Below are 1366 nucleotides of genomic sequence, written 5' to 3' on the forward strand. Positions count from 1 at the left end.
GCGCGGGCTTGGACTTCGTCGACGGCGTTGCGGGAGCCGTCGACGGTCATGTCGAGGCGGGCGCAGAACAGGTGTTGGTGGAAGGGGGCGCCCAGGCCCGGGGCGAGTTCGGAGGCAAAGGCCTGATTCCCGTCCGGCGGCATGGCCGAGGTGAAGGGGATGCCGGTGGCCTTGGCCTCCAGCTGGATGGTTCCGTCGAGGTAGAGGTACCAGTAGAAGCCGTAGTCGTAGTTGCCGACCGTCGTGAAGAACGAGATGACCATCCGGCGTTGGCGCCGGGTTTCGGAGGCGCCGGTCCAGCTGTCGGTGTGCTTCCACAGGACGCCGTAGTCCTCCTCGTGCAGGCAGACCGCGTTGCTGATGCGGCGTGGTTCGCCCTGCTCGTCGGCGAGGACGGCGTCGAGGTAGGTGATGTCGCCCAGGCAGTCGCAGCCCAGCGCGAGGGAGTTGGTGTAGCGGCCGAACAGGTACTCGCCGGCGTCGAAGTAGTTCTGCCAGAAGCGGACCGGTGAGGGGTCGGCGTAGGGGACCACCATTTCGGCGATCGACGCGCGGTAGAGGATCGGCCGGTCTTGGGCGGTCCCGGTGATGGTGTCGCGGTAGGAAAGCTGGTGCAGCACCAGACCCTCCCGGGCGTCGAAACCGAGGCGCACGCTCCAGTTCTGCCAGTGCAGCACGTCCCCGGCCAGGTGGAAGCTCGGCCCCTCGGGCTGGGTGATCTCGATCGGCCGCAGACCCTGGCGGGCGGGGCCGACGTAGGCCGGATCGTCGAAGTCGGCGCATTCGGCGGGGATCGGCTGCGGACCGGTGTCGATGACGCTGACCACCTCGCGGGCGATCGGGTCCACGTAGGCGACCAGGCCGTCGACGGGATGCGCCCACGGGTTGTCGCGCGGGTGGTCTTGGCGGAATCCCAGGGAGCGGATGATGCGGCGGCCGGCTTCGGCGGGGTGGTCGTAGGCTCCGGCGGACAGGGGTGCGACTCGTACCCGGTCCGGCGTGAGTCCTCGTGCGGCCAGAGCGGTTCGCCAGTCCGGGGCGGCGTCGACGATCTGTTCGACGAGTTCGAACTCCGCGTCGAGGATCGGCAGGCGGCCGTCGCGTTCTGGATCGGGTTCGCGTACGGATTCCACTGTTCCGGCGGTGATGGAGATGATCACGTCGCGGGAGCGGCCGTCGGCGAGGTCGAGGAGCAGGACCCTGATGCGTCGCTCGAAGGGTGCGCCGGGGACGTGTTCGAGCACGTCCTGCTTGTCGGGCTCTTCGAGGCCCACGTAGGCGAATCTGGTGCTGTCGCGCAGCAGCCCGGCCTTCTCCAGGACGGCGCGGCCGGTCAGCACGTCCGCCTCGCTGAGCCGGTCGAGGG

1 protein-coding gene is annotated in these 1366 nt (G+C 69.1%); it reads right to left on the reverse strand.

What is annotated here, in order from left to right:
* Positions 1-1366 (reverse strand): copper amine oxidase (locus KGQ19_RS48620; protein WP_212022436.1); only part of this gene is annotated, 1366 nt, incomplete at both ends.

The sequence above is a fragment of the Catenulispora pinistramenti genome (genome assembly GCF_018274385.1).
GTDB classification, from domain to species: Bacteria; Actinomycetota; Actinomycetes; order Streptomycetales; family Catenulisporaceae; genus Catenulispora; species Catenulispora pinistramenti.